This window comes from Bacillus altitudinis (assembly GCF_001191605.1).
GTDB classification, from domain to species: domain Bacteria; phylum Bacillota; class Bacilli; order Bacillales; family Bacillaceae; genus Bacillus; species Bacillus altitudinis.
In genome coordinates, this window is the sequence record NZ_CP009108.1 from 1,670,012 (window position 1) to 1,686,909 (window position 16,898).

14 protein-coding genes are annotated in these 16,898 nt (G+C 41.4%); 9 read left to right on the forward strand and 5 right to left on the reverse strand.

The features are described from left to right. Nucleotides 1–59 precede the first annotated feature (59 nt). On the reverse strand, nucleotides 60–1,133 hold the full coding sequence (locus ID12_RS08385) for a tetratricopeptide repeat-containing glycosyltransferase family 2 protein (protein ID WP_050827046.1): 1,074 nt from the start codon (nucleotides 1,131–1,133) through the stop codon (nucleotides 60–62). A 133-nt stretch (nucleotides 1,134–1,266) separates the two neighbouring features. Between ID12_RS08385 and ID12_RS08390 the strand changes: the two genes are divergently transcribed. Further along, nucleotides 1,267–3,159, forward strand: a complete 1,893-nt coding sequence (locus ID12_RS08390) for an ABC-F family ATP-binding cassette domain-containing protein (RefSeq protein WP_048003362.1) — start codon at nucleotides 1,267–1,269, stop codon at nucleotides 3,157–3,159. A gap of 28 nt (nucleotides 3,160–3,187) precedes the next feature. Here ID12_RS08390 and folE2 read toward each other — a convergent pair whose 3' ends face one another. Continuing rightward, nucleotides 3,188–4,084, reverse strand: coding sequence for a GTP cyclohydrolase FolE2 (folE2, locus tag ID12_RS08395; protein ID WP_050827047.1), 897 nt, complete (start codon nucleotides 4,082–4,084; stop codon nucleotides 3,188–3,190). Nucleotides 4,085–4,227: 143 nt separating this feature from the next. On the opposite strand from folE2, the gene ID12_RS08400 reads away from it, so the two are divergent. Together ID12_RS08400 and ID12_RS08405 are read left to right on the forward strand one after the other, a co-directional pair. After that, nucleotides 4,228–4,653, forward strand: coding sequence for a MerR family transcriptional regulator (locus ID12_RS08400; protein ID WP_017366797.1), 426 nt, complete (start codon nucleotides 4,228–4,230; stop codon nucleotides 4,651–4,653). Between the two features lie 259 nt (nucleotides 4,654–4,912). Next, nucleotides 4,913–6,103: an MFS transporter gene (locus ID12_RS08405; protein ID WP_050827048.1), complete on the forward strand. Its 1,191-nt coding sequence runs from the start codon at nucleotides 4,913–4,915 to the stop codon at nucleotides 6,101–6,103. 46 nt (nucleotides 6,104–6,149) lie between these two features. Here ID12_RS08405 and ID12_RS08410 read toward each other — a convergent pair whose 3' ends face one another. Then, complete coding sequence (locus ID12_RS08410; RefSeq protein WP_050827049.1) at nucleotides 6,150–7,703, reverse strand: ABC-F family ATP-binding cassette domain-containing protein; 1,554 nt, start codon at nucleotides 7,701–7,703, stop codon at nucleotides 6,150–6,152. 152 nt (nucleotides 7,704–7,855) lie between these two features. Here ID12_RS08410 and ID12_RS08415 point away from each other — a divergent pair, with 152 nt between their 5' ends. After that, nucleotides 7,856–8,998, forward strand: coding sequence for a DEAD/DEAH box helicase (locus ID12_RS08415; RefSeq protein WP_008343190.1), 1,143 nt, complete (start codon nucleotides 7,856–7,858; stop codon nucleotides 8,996–8,998). A gap of 37 nt (nucleotides 8,999–9,035) precedes the next feature. On the opposite strand, the gene ID12_RS08420 is transcribed toward ID12_RS08415, so the two are convergent. Beyond that, nucleotides 9,036–10,040, reverse strand: coding sequence for an NADP-dependent oxidoreductase (locus tag ID12_RS08420; RefSeq protein ID WP_008343189.1), 1,005 nt, complete (start codon nucleotides 10,038–10,040; stop codon nucleotides 9,036–9,038). A 121-nt stretch (nucleotides 10,041–10,161) separates the two neighbouring features. After that, entirely contained in the window at nucleotides 10,162–10,539 is a 378-nt protein-coding gene (locus ID12_RS08425) for a YfmB family protein (protein ID WP_017366799.1), read from the reverse strand. Between the two features lie 222 nt (nucleotides 10,540–10,761). On the opposite strand from ID12_RS08425, the gene ID12_RS08430 reads away from it, so the two are divergent. From ID12_RS08430 to ID12_RS08450, 5 genes are all read left to right on the forward strand, one after another. Next, the gene (locus ID12_RS08430; protein WP_007496775.1) at nucleotides 10,762–11,109 is read left to right on the forward strand and encodes a YflT domain-containing protein; all 348 of its coding nucleotides are present in this window, start codon (nucleotides 10,762–10,764) and stop codon (nucleotides 11,107–11,109) included. Between the two features lie 1,140 nt (nucleotides 11,110–12,249). Further along, nucleotides 12,250–12,906 (forward strand): class I SAM-dependent methyltransferase, encoded by a 657-nt coding sequence (locus ID12_RS08435; protein WP_035391380.1) that lies wholly within the window; start codon nucleotides 12,250–12,252, stop codon nucleotides 12,904–12,906. A gap of 517 nt (nucleotides 12,907–13,423) precedes the next feature. Continuing rightward, on the forward strand, nucleotides 13,424–14,149 hold the full coding sequence (locus ID12_RS08440; protein WP_017360404.1) for a GTP cyclohydrolase II: 726 nt from the start codon (nucleotides 13,424–13,426) through the stop codon (nucleotides 14,147–14,149). A gap of 32 nt (nucleotides 14,150–14,181) precedes the next feature. Next, complete coding sequence (locus tag ID12_RS08445; RefSeq protein WP_024718589.1) at nucleotides 14,182–14,985, forward strand: formylglycine-generating enzyme family protein; 804 nt, start codon at nucleotides 14,182–14,184, stop codon at nucleotides 14,983–14,985. A 4-nt stretch (nucleotides 14,986–14,989) separates the two neighbouring features. After that, the gene (locus ID12_RS08450; protein WP_035391378.1) at nucleotides 14,990–16,747 is read left to right on the forward strand and encodes a WD40 repeat domain-containing protein; all 1,758 of its coding nucleotides are present in this window, start codon (nucleotides 14,990–14,992) and stop codon (nucleotides 16,745–16,747) included. Nucleotides 16,748–16,898 lie beyond the last annotated feature (151 nt).

Genomic DNA, 16,898 nt, shown 5'->3' on the forward strand with positions numbered 1-16,898 from the left:
TCTAATATGTATCAAAAGACATCCGCCGTCATTGACAGGCGGATGTGATAACAGGAGATTTACGTTTCTTCAGCAAATATTTTTTCATTGTACAGCACACTAGGATGGGTTGGGTAATGGGCTGAGGATGCAAGATGATGGGTTTTGGCTTGAGCCAAATCACCGAGCTGATAATAACAATAGCAAAGCTGAAGGTGAGGATACCATGTTTTATATTGTGTCAGTGTAAAGGCTGTTTCGATTTCAGGTGCCTTCAGTGCCTGCTCATACCAATAGATGGCCGCTTTGTATTTATTTTGTGCTTTGAAATGATCCCCAATCCGGCAGCAAAATTCTGGACGGGGCTGATCATATAAGAAGGATCTCAATAAGGAGGATAGGGCGGCTTCCTCAAAACCGACTGCATAATAGCAGTCAGCTAAATTTTGGCATGTGCGAATTTCATCCTCAATCCAGCATTGTTTTGTGGCTAAAAATTTGTGATAAAAGCGAATCGCCTTCACATGCTGCTTGTTATCTCGTAATTCATTGGCGAAGTAAAAGAGATCACGAGGCGTCATCTCTTCGCCTTTTGCAAGCATGTTTTCATAAATGCGCAGATTGCGTCCAGGCTCTCCAGCGGTTGTTTTCTTACGCTTTTGATGGGTGACGGCGATGTCAGCCGGTAAGATGTTGCCATACACTTGAAGGAATTCATGAACGGCACCATACCACTGAAAGTTCAAGGCACGCTTGACGAGCCGATTTCTTCTATATTTAAAATTCACCTGACCGTCTTCACTAAATCCAACGTGGTAAAACATCGAGACAGCATCTACTGCGGGATCAAGCGTCTGTTTGAGCTGAAGCAGTTTTTGCTGATCCTCTTCAAGCAGGACATCGTCGGCATCCAGCCATAAGATATACTCTTTTGTTGCATGGGAAAAAGCGAAATTGCGTGCTTTTGCAAAATGCTGGACCCATTCAAAGTCGAGTACCTTTGCTGAAAAGGAGTGAGCAATGTCCTTTGTTTGATCCGTTGATCCTGTATCAACAATGATCATCTCATCTACAATGTCTTGAACAGAAGACAGGCAGTCAGCCAAAACCTCCTCTTCATTTTTCACAATCATACATAAACTAATGGTTATCATCTTTAGATCACCTCTTCATAGTGTATCGAGCATCAAAAGGAAACATTCTTTTCAGCAGCGGGTTTTTTTAAAACTAGTTTTCTGCTACTGGCTGATTTAAAATAAAGGAAGAATCTATGTAAGGACTGATAAAATGAGTTTATTGAATGTAGAAGGATTATATAAAACCTATGGCGAAAAAACGCTGTTTGATCATATCTCTTTTCATATAGAACCAAAGGAACGCATCGGGTTAATTGGACCTAATGGAACAGGGAAGTCAACGCTTTTAAAAGTCATTGCAGGACTTGAATCATTTGAGGAAGGCGACATTACAAAGGCAGGGACACTTGATATCGAATTTCTTGAGCAAGATCCTGAAATGAGCGGAGATGAAACGATTCTCGACTATATTTTTTCAGGAACAGCACCAATGATTCAAACGATGAAAGCCTATGAACAGGCGCTGGCTGATTTAGAGCATGATCCACAAAACGAGGCAAAACAAGAAGCGCTTATGCGTATGCAAAATAAAATGGATCAGGACGACGCATGGGATGCGAACCTTTCGGCGAAAACGATTTTGACAAAGCTTGGTGTCAAAGATGTGAGCCGTTCTGTTCATGCGTTATCAGGCGGACAGAAAAAGCGTGTGGCGATCGCCAAAAACTTAATTCAGCCTGCGGGTTTGCTGATTTTAGATGAGCCGACAAACCATCTAGACAACGCAACCATTGAATGGCTTGAAGGATATTTGAGTCAATACAGCGGGGCTGTCATTCTTGTAACCCATGATCGTTATTTCTTAAACCGCGTCGCCAATCGGATTTATGAATTAAATCAGGGGCAGCTTTACACATATAAAGGAAATTATGAAGTCTTTTTAGAAAAAAGAGCGGAACGAGAAGCAGAAGCTCAAGTAAAAGAAACGAAACGTCAAAACCTGCTTAGACGTGAGCTTGCATGGTTGAGAAGAGGGGCCAAGGCTCGAACGACAAAGCAAAAAGCGCGTATCGGCAGAGTGGAAGAGCTAAAGGATCAAAAGGGACCTGATGCAAAAGGAGAGCTTGATTTTGCGATCGGTTCTCACCGGCTTGGAAAACAAGTGATTGAGGCAGAAGAGATCAGCATCACATTTGCTGGTCAAACCCTTGTGGATCAGTTCAGCGATTTAGTCGTGCCAGGTGATCGCATCGGATTTATCGGACCGAATGGAGTGGGCAAAACGACTTTACTCAATTGCCTGGCGGGTAAAATAGAACCGACGAACGGACAATTGACCATTGGACAAACAGTCCGCATTGGCTATTACACGCAGGACCATAATGAAATGAATGAAGAGCTGAATATCATTGATTACATCAAAGAAACAGCTGAAATTGTCAAAACGGCAGATGGCGTCATTGTGACAGCAGAGCAGATGTTGGAGAGATTTTTATTCCCTAGATCCATGCAGCGCACGTTTATCCGCAAGCTGTCAGGGGGAGAGCGCCGCAGATTGTATTTATTGAAGGTATTGATGGAAGAGCCGAATGTTCTCTTTTTAGATGAGCCGACGAATGATCTTGATACAGAGACGCTCAGCATTTTAGAGGATTATTTGGAGCAGTTCCCAGGCGTAGTCATCACCGTGTCGCATGATCGTTATTTCTTAGACCGAGTCGTCCATCGTCTGCTTGTGTTTGAAGGAAATGGACGCATTTCACACTTCCAGGGTGCTTACAGCGATTACATGGAGCAAGAAAAAGAACAGAAGCGAACAGAGACAAAACCTGCTGAAAAACCAGTAGAAGCTGCACCGAAAAAGAGGAAAAAACTATCCTATAAGGACCAGCTTGAATGGGATGGGATTGAAGATCGGATACAAGCACTAGAGGACAAACACCAGCAGCTCGAAGCCAGCATTGCTGAGGCTGGCAGTGATTTTGGGAAAATTCAAGAGCTGATGGACAAGCAAAAAGCCGTCGCTGAAGAATTAGAACATGCGATGGATCGCTGGACAGAACTGTCGATGATGATTGAGGAATTAGAAAGTAATGAAAAATAAAGGCTGTTAAAAAAACTGTAGAGACATTCTACAGTTTTTTTTGATAAGAACATTTGGCATAAGCATCGTGCTGATGAATGGATTCTTCATTTCGGCACTCAATTTGAAACCCTTTGATCCAGTTTTGTTCATATAGCTCTGCTGCAATTAATCTCGCAACATCCTCTACAAAACGTGGATTTTCATAGGCCTCTTCTGTCACTTGTTTTTCATCTGGTCTTTTGAGTACAGGGTAAAGAGGCGCACTCGCATTAGACTCGATGATCTGCAGTAGATCTGCTTTCATGTCATCAGGGAGTTGACCTTGTTCAAACAGCTCTACCTGAATCGATACAGTGCCGCGCTGATTATGTGCGCCGTATTCACTGATTTCTTTTGAACAAGGACATAACGTTGTCACCTGAGCAGTGCAGCCAATATGACAAATCCATCCGTTTTCTTCATGAAAGTGGATGTCATATTGCACGTCTGCATGCATCAAACCGGACTTTCTGCTGATGGGACTCTTTTTTTCCATGTACCACGGAAAGGAAACTTGAATCGAGGCAGATGGCTGATTCATTTGCTTGGCAAGCTGTGCCGTCAATTCTTTTAAGGAATCCACATCAACCGGCTTTCCGCTCTCATAAAATGAGTGAAGCTGCTCGGTGAGACGGCTCATATGAATGCCTTTTTGATGAGCTTGCAAATATGTACTCAGCGTAAAATCAGCGGAAGAGGTTTGGTGCTGTGGAGCCGTTTTAGACAAAATATGTACAGGGTACGACACACGGCAAATTCCGACCTGTTCCAGATCAAAATAAAAGTCCTGTTCGGTTTGTTGGATGTCTATCATGTCCTCTTTTTGACAAGGTTTTGTTCTAGCGCTTGGCGGGACAGAACCGAATTGGGCGTGTCGTTCTTTTTTGGATGGAAATGAACGCATAGGGTACCTCCTTTAAAACGTAATGATTACTATTTATTCTGCATCAAACCACAATAGAAATCAAGTGATCAAACATTAACGTTTACGTTAAGGTCATAAAGGTGTATAATAAAACATGAATTGATGAGCAGGAGGCACTGGTGATGGAATGGATGAAAATTGATCAAGTGGCGAAAAGAAGCGGTCTGACGAAACGGACCATTCGTTTCTATGAAGAGATTGGTTTATTATCAGCACCAAAGCGGACAGAGGGCGGTGTCAGACTTTACTCAGAGGATGACATGGAAGAACTGGAGAAAGTGATGCAGGCCAAAGAAGTACTTGGCTTTTCTTTACAAGAGCTTCAATCGTTTATGGAAATAGGAAAACAGTTAGAGCTGAATAAAGAAGGCTACTTGCTGTCACTTGACCCGAAGGAACGATTAGAGAAACTGTTAGATATTGATGCGCAGCTGACTGTGCAGCATCAATTGATTACAAAAAAGCTAGAAACGATTCAATCCTTTAAAAAGGATCTTGAAATGATGAAAGAAAGAGCGGCTCATGCCATTGAGCAATTACAAAAATAAACACCTCAGCGTGTTTATTTCAGCGTGTAGACAAACCCTCGCATTCTTTGTCAGTCCTGCGTGCTGGTGCTCACGAATGTCAAATTCGCTCCGCTCCAGTACTCGTCCTTCCTAGACTGCAAAGGTTTTCTATCACGCTGAAAAAGAAGACAAAGAGCTAAAATAAAGTTCATTTTAGCTCTTTGTCAACAAAATAAAATAAACACCTCAGCGTGTTTATTTTATTTTGTTAAACAACTGTAGGAAAGGTTCTGATGGAATGAAGGAAGAAGAAGTATTGAAACAGCGTACGAGTTTGCTTAGACAGCCAAAGGCCGTCTGGGCGGTGGCCTTTGCTTGTGTGATTTCATTTATGGGAATAGGGCTTGTAGACCCGATTTTGCCAGCCATTGCATCGCAATTACATGCATCTCCAAGTCAGGTGTCTCTTTTATTTACGAGCTATTTGCTTGTCACCGGCTTTGTGATGTTTTTTACCGGTTTTATTTCTAGTCGTATTGGTGCCAAATGGACGTTATTATTAGGACTCATCTTTATTATTGTCTTTTCTGCTTTAGGCGGTACTTCTTCAACCATTAATGAATTAATTGGTTTTAGAGGCGGATGGGGCATTGGGAATGCCTTATTTATTTCAACGGCATTATCAGTCATTGTCGGTGTGTCTGTTGGAGGAAGTGCGAAAGCCATCATTTTATATGAGGCGGCACTAGGTCTTGGGATTTCTGTCGGGCCGCTCCTTGGTGGTGAGCTTGGAACGATCTCTTGGCGCGGGCCATTCTTTGGTGTGGCAGTGTTAATGCTCGTTGCTCTTTTAGCCATTACCTTTATGCTTCCACCTATGCAAAAGCCGCAGAAAAAGGTGAAGTTATTTGAAGCTGTTGGAGCCTTGAAATATAAGGGGCTTTTAACGATGGCATCTGCTGCTTTCTTATATAATTTTGGATTCTTTGTTCTTCTAGCTTATTCGCCATTTGTGCTTCATCTTGATGAGCATGGTCTTGGCTATGTCTTTTTTGGATGGGGATTATTTTTGGCTGTGACATCTGTCTTCTCAGCGCCGGTCATTCATCGCAAATTGGGGACATTGACAGCTCTTGTTGTTCTCTTTGCTTCGTTTGCTGTGATTTTATTCGGCATTGGAATATGGACATCACATGTGGTCGTGGTCATTTGCGGTATTGTGATTGCTGGGGGCATCCTCGGCATGATCAATACGGTGCTGACGACGGCTGTGATGGGATCAGCTCCTGTTGAGCGTTCAATTGCATCATCTTCATACAGTGCTGTACGATTTATTGGTGGTGCGATTGCGCCTTGGATTGCGGGAGTTCTCGCTGAAACTTACACAGCAAGTACCCCTTATTATGTAGGGGCGGGTGTTGTTCTCTTAGGAATGGTCATCCTGCTTCTTGGCCGTAAGCATTTGGTGAATATCCAGGCAGGTCATTAATAGAAAAAAGCCTTATATCTGCAAACGATATAAGGCTTTTTTGTCTTTATAATACTTTGGTTGTCCAGGATTCGCAATTCCAAGTTTCGGTTGCCACATCTTGATAAAATTCAGGTTCGTGGGAAATCAATAAGATGCTGCCTTTATATTCTTTTAACGCGCGTTTTAGTTCTTCTTTTGCATCGACATCTAAGTGGTTTGTCGGCTCATCGAGAACAAGCAAATTGGTTTCTTCGTTAATGAGCTTGCAAAGGCGGACCTTCGCTTTTTCACCACCACTTAAAACAGACACACGGCTTTCAATATGTTTTGTCGTTAAACCGCATTTGGCAAGGGCAGCTCTGACTTCATATTGTGTGTACGATGGGAAGGTGCTCCACACCTCTTCGATACAAGTGTTGCTGTTTTGCTCTTTTACTTCTTGTTCAAAGTAGCCAATATGCAGGAATTCTCCGCGTTCCACCTCACCAGAAATGGGGGAAATTTCTCCAAGCAGGCTTCGGAGCAGTGTCGTTTTTCCGATACCGTTGGCACCGTATAACGCAATTTTTTGCCCGCGTTCCATTTTTAAATTCAATGGACGAGAGAGCGGTTCGTCATACCCAATGACTAAATCTTTCGTTTCAAAAATTAATTTCCCTGATGTACGTGCAGGTTTAAAGTGGAATTCTGGTTTTGGTTTTTCTGCCGCTAATTCAATCATGTCCATCTTATCCAGTTTCTTTTGACGAGACATCGCCATATTTCTTGTGCTGACACGTGCTTTATTTCTCGCGACAAAATCCTTTAATTCAGCCACTTCCTGCTGCTGCCTTTTATACGCTGCCTCTAGTTGCTGCTTTTTGACTTCGTAAACTTGTTTAAATTGATCATAATCACCAACGTATCGCGTGAGTTCTTGATTTTCGACATGATAAATCAAGTTAATGACACTGTTTAGGAACGGAATATCATGTGAAATGAGGATAAACGCATTTTCATATTCCTGCAAATAGCGCTTCAGCCACTCAATATGCTGTTCATCTAAATAGTTGGTCGGCTCGTCAAGAAGAAGAATTTCAGGCTTCTCTAACAGCAATTTCGCAAGCAGTACTTTTGTCCGCTGTCCGCCGCTCAGCTCTGTCACATCACGATCGAGCCCGAGATCTGTTAACCCAAGACCTCTTGCAATTTCCTCTACCTTGGAATCAATGATATAAAAATCATTGTTCGTCAGGGCATCCTGAATGACGCCTACTTCTTCTAAAAGCTTTTCTAGCTCATCAGGATCTGCTTCACCCATTTTTTCGTAAATGTCATTCATTGCGGCTTCCATTGAGAATAAATAATGGAATGCATCTTGAAGGACTTCACGAATGGTTCTTCCTTTTTCAAGCACGGTATGCTGATCGAGGTAGCCGACACGGACATTTTTTGCCCATTCGACTTTTCCTGCATCTGGCTCAAGCTTGCCAGTAATAATATTCATAAACGTTGACTTTCCTTCACCGTTGGCGCCGATCAAGCCGACATGCTCGCCTTTTAATAACCGGAAGGAGACTTCGTGGAAAATGGCTCTGTCGCCAAAGCCATGACTTAAATCTTTAACAGATAATATCATTTTTTACACCTCAAATAGATTCAAAACGGCTAGTGCCTCTCATGATTATATCGAACTGTCCGGCTCGATAAAAGCATCAAAAGAAAAATTGCGTTTCAAAGCTGATTTTGAGATACTTAAGGATAGATTGAATGAGGATAAAGGAGATCAACATGACGGAAAATTGGGCATTTTTTAAAGAAGCAAAGCCATTTATTCAAAAGAACTTTGAAGCGGCTGGCTTTGAGAAGCCAACAGCGATACAAGAACAAACAGCAGAGTGGATTACGGAAAAACGCGATGTGATCGCAGAATCACCGACTGGAACAGGGAAGACACTTGCGTATGTTCTGCCGCTTTTAAATAAAATTGATGTGACTATCAAACACCCGCAAGTCTTAATCTTGGCACCTTCAAGAGAGCTTGTGATGCAAATTTTTGATGTCGTGCAAGAGTTCAAACAAGGTTCAGACATCAAAGCTATTTCCTTAATAGGCGGGGCAAATATCAAGAAGCAGCAGGAAAAGCTAAAAAAACACCCGAATATCGTGGTGGCGACACCGGGTCGCGTACAAGAGTTAATCAAAATCAAGAAACTGAAAATGCACGAAGTCAAAACGATTGTATTAGACGAAGCAGATCAACTTCTTGTCCCAGAGCATATGAAAACGATCCAAGCGATCATTAAATCCACATTAAAAGAAAGACAAATCCTTTGTTTTTCTGCAACATTGAAAGAAGAAACCGTTCAGCTGATCAAAGACATTGCATCTGAACCAGAGGTATTGAGAATTAGCAGAAGCCAAGAAGAAGCGCAGAAGGTAGGGCATTATTACCTGTTATGTGATCAGCGCGACAAGGTGAAATTACTGCAAAAGCTATCACGGCTTGAGGACATGCAGGCACTTGTCTTTGTGCGAGATATTACGAATTTGAGCATTTATGCAGAAAAATTAGCGTATCACCATGTCGACCTTGGTGTGCTTCACAGTGAAGCGAAAAAAGCAGAGCGTGCTGTCATCTTAAAGGCATTTGAACAGCGTGAATTCCCGCTCCTCCTTGCAACAGATATTGCAGCAAGAGGAATCGATATTGATGATCTGCCATATGTGATTCATGCAGATATGCCAAATGAAGAGGGTTACATCCACCGTTCAGGTAGAACCGGACGCGCAGGAAAAGAAGGCGCAGTCATCAGTCTTGTCACACCTCAAGAGCAATCAATGCTGAAAAAAATGGCGAAAAAGCTGAATCTTTCGCTTGAAGAAATTGTGTATAAGCAAGGCCAGCTGCACCTTGCGCCCAAGCAGGCATAAGAAAAGGACCCTCCATAATTGGCGGGTCCTTTTTGTGTTATGAAATTTTGACAAGTTGTTTTCCGACATTTTCCCCTTTGAATAGTCCAAGGAATGCATCTGGAATATGGTCAAAACCTTCGATAATGGTTTCTTTGTAAGTCAGTTTGTCTTCTTTTACCCATTGTGCGAGATCTTTTGCCGCCTCTTCAAAACGATCAGAGTAGTTGGCAACAATGAAGCCCTGCATTAATGCACTTGTTTTAATGAGTTTTGTTTGCACACGAGGGCCAATGTCTTCGCTTGCACTAATGTTATAAGAAGAAATGGCGCCGCAGACTGGAATACGTGCAAAACGGTTCAAATGATTCATCACAGCATCAGAGATGTCGCCGCCCACATTGTCAAAATACACATCGACACCGTTTGGACAGGCTTTTGCAATGGCGTCATCTAAATCATTTGTTGTTTTATAATTAATGGTTTCATCAAAGCCCAGTTCTTTTAAATAAGCCAGCTTATCATCAGATCCGGCAATTCCAACGACGTGGGCACCTTTGATTTTAGCAATCTGTCCGACAACAGAACCAACGGCACCTGCGGCTCCAGAAATGACAACCGTTTCGCCTTCTTTTGGCTGACCAATCGCAAGAAGTCCAAAATAGGCGGTTTGTCCTGGCATGCCCAAAATCCCTAAGTAATAAGATAACGGCGCAATGGATGGATCAATTTTTGTCAGAGACTCTGCTTTGGCAGTAGAATATTCCTGCCAGCCAAGGAATCCAAGTACAAAATCACCTTTCTCAAATTGAGGAGATTTGGACTCGACGACTTCTCCGACCACACCACCCTGGATCACTTCATTGAGTTTAAACGGAGGTGTATAGGATTTTGTATCTTGCATTCGTCCTCTCATGTAAGGATCTACAGACACATATTTTGTTTGAATCAAGACTTCGCCATCTTGCGGCGTTGGTATATCAACTGTTTCAAAATGAAAAACATCTTTAGTAGGTAACCCTTTTGGACGTTTTGCTAATTGAATTTGTTTTTGTTGACTCATGTCAAATCCTCCCTTTCACTTGCAACCTAGATTTACATTAACATGATGCTTCTTTTCGTTCAAAACATACGGTCTTTTCCAAGCACATACAAAAAAGCAGCCACCATCTAAAAGAAGGGGACTACTTTTTTTGAAGAGAGACAGAAAGGAGCGGCGGGAGACAACCAAACAGTTGATACTCATCCGCATCACGTTCTTTTAACAAATATTCATTTGCATTTTGCATGGAGGCTTTCATCATATCGTGCGTCACAAAAGGAAAAAGGATATTTAAATATGAGGACAACAGGTCTTGTGGATCTTGTTCGATTGACTCGATATCTCCAATGTTAATAATAATAGAAAAGAGATAATCGATGCAGATGTGAAAGTGCTGTTCAGCAAACAAAGTAAGCGGCTTTGCTTTTGATTCTTCAGGATTCCATTTTTGAAAAAGCTGTTTCACCAAATCACTGACAACCCATGCATTAAACTGCTGCTCAGCTGAAAAATAATACATCAGCTCCACCCCATTTCTAGCCTCCAGTATAAGAATTGTACAACAAATGACAAGGAATGAATACGATTTTTTCAGAAAATTTAGTCATTTTACAGTCTTTTTGTCAAAAATAAGTCCATAGACGCATGAAGTTCACAGAGTAAAAATGGATGTGCTGGAGGAAGGTTTAATGACAAAAGTGACGGGTAAAAGATTCGTAAGACGTTAAAGGAGGAATAATAAATGAAACCTGTTGTAAGAGAGTATTCAAATGATGAAACACTTCAAAGAGATGTGGAGCAATTAAAACAACTCGGTGTTGCAAGAGAGGACATTTATGTTCTGTCCCATGACGATGATCGAACTGAGCGTATTGCAAGCAACGCAGATGCCAATACGATAGGTCCAAAAGAAGTTGGACTCAAGCATGCGGTTGGAAACATCTTTAGCAAAAAGGGAGATGAACTCCGCAATAAGATTCACGAAATTGGTTTCTCAAAAGAAGAAGCTGAGACATTTGAAGAACATTTAGACGAAGGAAAAGTTCTTCTCTTTGTGACTGACCATGAAAAAGTGAAAAATTGGGCATAAACGCCATCGTAAAAAGCCTCTTACTTTTGTAAGAGGCTTTTTTCAGATTTTTGACAAAGGGCTAAAATGAACTTGATTTTAGTCCTTTGTCTTCTTTTCAGCGTGATAGAAAACCTTTGCAGTCTAGGAAGGACAGCTACTTGCGTGGAGCGAATTTGACATTCGTGAGCACCAGCACGCAGGACTGACAAAGAATGCGAGGGTTTGTCTACACGCTGAAAGCCTCTTACTTTTGTAAGGGGCTTTTTTTCATACTGCGATAATTAAAATCTACCATCTGTCTTTTTCACTATAATAAGACAGGTTAAAAAATTGGGATAAACAGTAAAATGTCTAATTGAAAATATAGAAATATCAAAGGATACCATCAAAAAAAAGAAAAAAGTAGTGAAAATATCACAAAAAACCATTCGGGAAATAATTATGATATCTTTATTTTTATCTCAAAATGAAATAAAAATCTTGTGTAATTTAGTAGATAAATTTCTTAGTTCTATTGGTTTAAGTTATATTTTTGTGTAGAAATAAGTGTTTTAAGGTCAAAAAACCACGAAATATACCTGTATTTTCAATTAGAAAATCATTCTAATGTTTAGGAAATAATTTGTTGACAAAATAATCTAAAAACAATATATTTGGCTTAATCAAGTCATTATGGAATTAGTTGTTAAATTTTTGATAGGTGGATTTCAGGATCAATTCTGTAAATGATGATGCATTAAGACCTAAGGGAGAGCGCTTCTGAGGCAGAGCGATACGGAAGAAATATCTATTAGACAAAAAAGAATAGATGAAAGATAGCTTAGAATAGTAGATTCGTCTTTCTACTATGCCTATTTCTCAATAATATTGTTCAAGGTATTCAGAGGATCATCATAAAGAAAGCGCTTTCTAAACGATGTTAAGGAGGTGAACCCATATGAAGAAAATGTATAACAAACTGAGGCGCTGTAACAGTTGAATGGCTGTGGTTGTATGTGAAGATGAGTGCTGAAAAAGAAGAGTGACATGTGGGATGCTTCTCTCCTTTTTCAGAAAACAGATTTCCTAAAAAATCCATCTTTCATTTTATCATAAGGCTTTTTGCTTGAAAACCACCTTTGTTAGGAAAGGTGATTGTGAATTGAAGGAGGTCACGTGATGAAAAAGGCTTTGTATCATGAAGACAGCGGGTTGTATTTAGAAAAAATGCGTATGGCTTTTCAAGAACACTATGAGCAAAGAACAGATATGTGGTCCACTGATCCATCGTTAACAGATGCTGCTGTGATGTCTCTGAAGGCATGGCGTTCCAGGGAAAAGGATGCACTTGCTTCTGTGCTGGATATCGGCTGCGGGAACGGCAGGGTTCTTGAACATTTACAAGGACTGTCGGCATATACCGGCATTGATCTTTATGAGCATGAGGAATGGCAAGGATTAAAGAAGAGAAAAGAGGTTCCTGTCCATTTTTATCATCAAGATTTTATGTCCTGGTCGATGAATCAAGGGCGCGAGCTGACGTTTGATCTGATTTTAGATCATGGCTGCTTTCACCATCAGCACCCTGATGACCACGAACGATACTTAAAGCAGATTTCCTCGCTGCTTCATGAAGGTGGTGTGTTTTCCCTTGTTGTATGGGGAGAAGAGTGGAAAACAGGCTTAATCGGAGAAGATGGACGCTTCCATTTTTCATTCTCAGATACTCAGCTTGGAGAAAAGATTTGTACATCAGGACTTGAGCTCGTTTCGATTACACCATTACAAGCGAAGGCTGGGATCAGCCAGCATCATGTCATTGCTGTCAAAATCTAGTGCAAAGGAGGATAAACGCGATGTTTGATGTGATGGTTCTTGGTGCATACCTAGGCGGGTGTCATGCTTCAATCAATGTAGCTGAATTGAAGTACGGACTATTCATCCAATCAAAGGGTACAACCGGATGACGTGCATTTGAAGAACCAGAGCTTCTAGTAAAGGAGAAAGCAGCTCGAAGCTAGCAGAGATATTCTTTTAGAGAAAGAGCATGTCAGTTTCCATTCAAGAATCATCCAATGGTGTTGCTCTCTTACAGAGAATACAGCGTATGAAGCTCGATTTCTGCTCCTTTGTACTGGACAAGTGACAGTCTAAAAAGAGTCTTTATGAAAGGTACTGATGGATGATTGGCATCGCACATCTATTCAGCCAGTATGACAGGAAATTTCTCCTGAGCCATGATTCTAGCTGGAACCGGTGCTCAGGATGCAAAGGGAGTGCATACACATATTCATCACGCCATCACTGCGCTGAGAGAGTTCAATGGGGTGCAGTGATGAATAGGGGGAGACAAATGAACAAGTTTGTAGCTGAACTACAATCAATGATTCATCATTTTACATTTCAAGAAAAACACTATTTGCTCGTGGGGCCAGTGAACCTGCCGATCTCTATTGAACATGAAGAAGTGCAGTTTACATGGTATGCCTTTGCGTCTGTAGAAGCTGATACAACGCCAACGGTTGAGTCTATTGTACAAATGAGTACCGAGCAGCAAACATTTTCCTCTTGTCTCCTTTTTGGCGACTTTGAAAATGAAGTGCCGCCGCTTGTGCGAATTCATAGTGTCTGCCAAACAGGGGATGTGTTTGGGTCACTGAAATGTGATTGCGGTCCACAGCTTGCATCATCGCTAAAAAAAATCACCGATTACGGAAAAGGCATGCTTGTGTATATGGCCAATCAAGAAGGGCGCTCTATTGGGTTAATGGCCAAAGCCTTCACGTATAAATTACAGGAAATGAAACTAGATACATTTGAGGCGAACAGGTTGATCGGCTGCGGAGATGATGATCGGCATTACGAGGAAGCAGCGGCTGTCTTGCACTATTTAAACAAAGGGAAACCATTGCATCTCTTAACCAATAATCCAGATAAAGTCGATTCCATTGCTGCTTACGGTCTTCCGGTTTTACGGTTTGATCATACGGTAGAAGCCTCTCTCTATAATGAAGCATATTTAAAGGCAAAAGCAGCATCAGGGCATATGGTCGATGAGAAGAAATTAATTAATCAGTAGATGAGTTTATTTAAAGAAGGCGGGAGAAAAGCGTGAAACCTGATATCAATTGGATTCAAATCCCAAGCGGCTATGCGACGATTGGAAGTAATGAAGAAGATATGAAAAAGGCATCAGAATTTTGGAAGGACAAACTTCTGAATCCAGCCTATGGCCGTGAGAAAAAATTTCAAAAATGGTTGTACAAAGAATTTCCATCTTATCAGCCGTATATGAGCGAATTTTTCATTTCAGATACGGTCGTCACAAATGAATGGTATCAAAGCTATTGCGACGAGACAGGAAAGCCTTATCCAGAGAGCTTGACGAACCTAGAACTTGGCGGGGGAAAAGACCATCCAGCTTGGGGCATGGACATCGAGGAAGCTTTCTCATTTTGTCAGTGGCTGAGCGGGAAGCTTGGATATGAGGTATCGATCCCTACTGAGGAAGAATGGGAATATGCTGCCCGGGGCAATACGAGACATCAATATCCTTGGGGAGATGAGTTTGACCCCTCTTATTGTAATACGCACGAATCAAATATTGAAAAAACGACACCTGTCCGTCATTACGAAAAAGGAAGATCTCTATTTGGACTATATGATATGGGTGGCAATGTCGAAGAATGGGTCAACACCAAGTATCACATATATGAAGGCGGAATTGAGGTTGTAGATGATTTAACCGAGACACTCGGCAGTGATTACTACATTTTAAAAGGTGGCTCCTTCGCAAGAGGCGGAGATTTATGCAGAGTCGCAAGAAGACACGGGAAACACCCAGACCCTGTTTTTCGATTTACTGGTTTTCGTGTAGTTACTCGTCAAAAACAACATATAAAGGTGGGAGTGTAAAACCATGCATAGAGGACCGATTACATCCGTTTTATCAACTCAGCATGACCAAATTGTCTACACAGGTGGCTATGACCGCTGTATTTATAAATGGGACCGTGCCACGGGAGAAGGAACATTTATTGGCAGTCACGAGCATATCATCAACTCTTTATCCCTTTCGGAAAATGGAACGTATTTAGCGAGTGCATCGTCAGACTATACCATTCAATTATATGATACTAGCACACATACAAGAATTCGTACGCTATATGGTCATGCGGATGATGTGGAAGCTGTCGCATTTGCAAAACAGGATACGCTTCTTGTATCGGTGTCCAGAGACAGAAGATGCTTAGTTTGGGATATTGAAACGGGAGCCATTTTAAGAGAATTTCATGGACATAGCAAGGATGTATTAGCTGTATGGATTCATGAGGATAAAGCTTATACAACTGGTGACGATGGCTATGTCCTTGTATGGCTCTATGAAACAGGAGAAATTGTAGGTGAAATTGGCCCGTTTGATTATGAGCTGGATACCATCAGCGGCAGCAATCAAAAAGAAGTATTCGCCCTTGGCAGAGATGATGGCACAGTTATCATTTATGATGCCGCTACATTACAGGAGAAAAAAATCATTAAAGCTCATTTACAAGGTGTGAAACGTGTGAATTTTTCACCGAGCGGTAACTACTTGCTTACAGCGGGTTATGACCATCTAATTAAGCTGTGGAATTATGAAACCGGTGATTTAATTGATACGTTGCTGCCTCATAAATATCAATGGGAGCGCTCGCTTGTTTGGACAGAAGACGAGCAAGCCATTTTAGGAGCCAGCTTTGGGAAAACGTATTGTGAATGGTCCATTCAAGAAGGAAAAGTGATCTCTGATGAGCAGGAATTGGCGACACCTTCTATTAATGATATTGCGTTGACTGAAGCGGGTGATATTATCACTGCATCAGATGACGGAAAATTCAGAAAGAATGGAATCGAAATCGCAAAATCAACAGGTGTTCTCACAAATGGAGTGGCTGTTGCACGGGATGGAAGCTATTATGCATGGGGCGATCATGCGAGTCAGGTGCATATTGTACACGAGTCATTGCAGCAAATGGTCTCTTTTGATCTCAACACAGGTCCTGTCAATAGTGTGTATTTCCATGAGGAGGATCGTCAATTTTATATTGGCACTTATGGCGGTTATGTGCATGTCATTTCGACAGAACACTTAAAGGAAATCGGCCGTTCTAAAGCACATGATTGCGCAGTCAAAGCATTAAAGGTAGAAGGAGATCATATCATCACAGCGGCAGTTGAAGGAACCATCTGTCTTCTCGATAAAAAGAGTTTGTCCTTAACAGCAGAATATATCGGGGCGACAGAGCTGTTAAATGATGTATTTATTGATAGCAAAAGAGATCGTATTGCCATTGTCAGCCGTGATAAAAACGTCCGATTGTTTGATTTGCATACAGGCAGAATTTTAAATCAGCACAACGAGCATCAATATTCCATTAAATCCATCACTGTGACAGACTCTGGCTATATTGTGAGCGGAGACTATTGGGGGTATATTGTGGTCTGGAATCCAGAGCTAGATGTCAATACAGGTCCGATTCGAATTGCTAAGAATGGTATTAGTGCCATTAGACAACTAGGAAATGATGTGTATGCAAGCTCATATGACGGTGGTATTTATCATATTCGAGAAGATGGCACACATACGGAAGTACTGCGCTTATTTGAACAATTTCCGAAAGAAGTAATCTCTCATTAAGAAAAAGAATGTAAGCGGGGGATTCTCATGATAAGTGTTTGCAAGGAACATATGAAAAAAGGTCTGACTGTACTCAATTGTCCGCATGTGCTCCTCATTAATAAATATGAATGTCGCAAATGCTGTTTTTGTAAACAACGAGCATCATATA

Coding starts and splice junctions, on each gene's coding strand:
- ID12_RS08415 (WP_008343190.1), top strand. CDS start 7,856: ATGACGGAAAATTGGGCATTTTTTAAAGAAGCAAAGCCATTTATTCAA.
- ID12_RS08400 (WP_017366797.1), top strand. CDS start 4,228: ATGGAATGGATGAAAATTGATCAAGTGGCGAAAAGAAGCGGTCTGACG.
- ID12_RS08405 (WP_050827048.1), top strand. CDS start 4,913: ATGAAGGAAGAAGAAGTATTGAAACAGCGTACGAGTTTGCTTAGACAG.
- ID12_RS08385 (WP_050827046.1), bottom strand. CDS start 1,133: ATGATAACCATTAGTTTATGTATGATTGTGAAAAATGAAGAGGAGGTT.
- ID12_RS08410 (WP_050827049.1), bottom strand. CDS start 7,703: ATGATATTATCTGTTAAAGATTTAAGTCATGGCTTTGGCGACAGAGCC.
- ID12_RS08430 (WP_007496775.1), top strand. CDS start 10,762: ATGAAACCTGTTGTAAGAGAGTATTCAAATGATGAAACACTTCAAAGA.
- ID12_RS08420 (WP_008343189.1), bottom strand. CDS start 10,040: ATGAGTCAACAAAAACAAATTCAATTAGCAAAACGTCCAAAAGGGTTA.
- ID12_RS08425 (WP_017366799.1), bottom strand. CDS start 10,539: ATGTATTATTTTTCAGCTGAGCAGCAGTTTAATGCATGGGTTGTCAGT.
- ID12_RS08440 (WP_017360404.1), top strand. CDS start 13,424: ATGAACAAGTTTGTAGCTGAACTACAATCAATGATTCATCATTTTACA.
- ID12_RS08390 (WP_048003362.1), top strand. CDS start 1,267: ATGAGTTTATTGAATGTAGAAGGATTATATAAAACCTATGGCGAAAAA.
- ID12_RS08450 (WP_035391378.1), top strand. CDS start 14,990: ATGCATAGAGGACCGATTACATCCGTTTTATCAACTCAGCATGACCAA.
- ID12_RS08435 (WP_035391380.1), top strand. CDS start 12,250: ATGAAAAAGGCTTTGTATCATGAAGACAGCGGGTTGTATTTAGAAAAA.
- folE2 (WP_050827047.1), bottom strand. CDS start 4,084: ATGCGTTCATTTCCATCCAAAAAAGAACGACACGCCCAATTCGGTTCT.